Annotated in this window: 1 protein-coding gene; it reads left to right on the top strand. The window is 66.8% G+C overall.

Features of this window, described 5'->3' with window-relative positions:
* The first annotated feature begins 144 nt into the window (after positions 1–144).
* Positions 145–300, top strand: a complete 156-nt coding sequence (locus B7449_RS22030; RefSeq protein WP_010515653.1) for a hypothetical protein — start codon at positions 145–147, stop codon at positions 298–300.
* Positions 301–304 lie beyond the last annotated feature (4 nt).

Below are 304 nucleotides of genomic sequence, written 5' to 3'. Positions count from 1 at the left end.
CGCGCAAGGGGTGGCTCCTCGCCGTGCGCGATGGCTGCGCCATCTGTGCGCGGCTCCGGTGCCGCCGCTGTGCGGCGCCCTTGCCCGCCAGTCTGGCCTGCGGTCGCCGGAAGGGGTCGAAACCCCCGAAAAAAGGATCTGGAAATGGCACAGAACCGCATCGCGCCGCCGTCCCGCCCCGCCGTCGAAATTGCCAAATTCGTCGTCATCGTGCTCCTCTGGACGGCCTCCATGGTCACTTTCCTCCTGCTGCCCGACGTCTTCCTCGATCCGTGCACGGGCATCATCGATCTCAGGTGACACC

The sequence above is a fragment of the Komagataeibacter intermedius TF2 genome, from assembly GCF_000964425.1.
Lineage (GTDB): Bacteria > Pseudomonadota > Alphaproteobacteria > Acetobacterales > Acetobacteraceae > Komagataeibacter > Komagataeibacter intermedius.
This window is presented reverse-complemented; position numbering and strand designations above follow the sequence as displayed.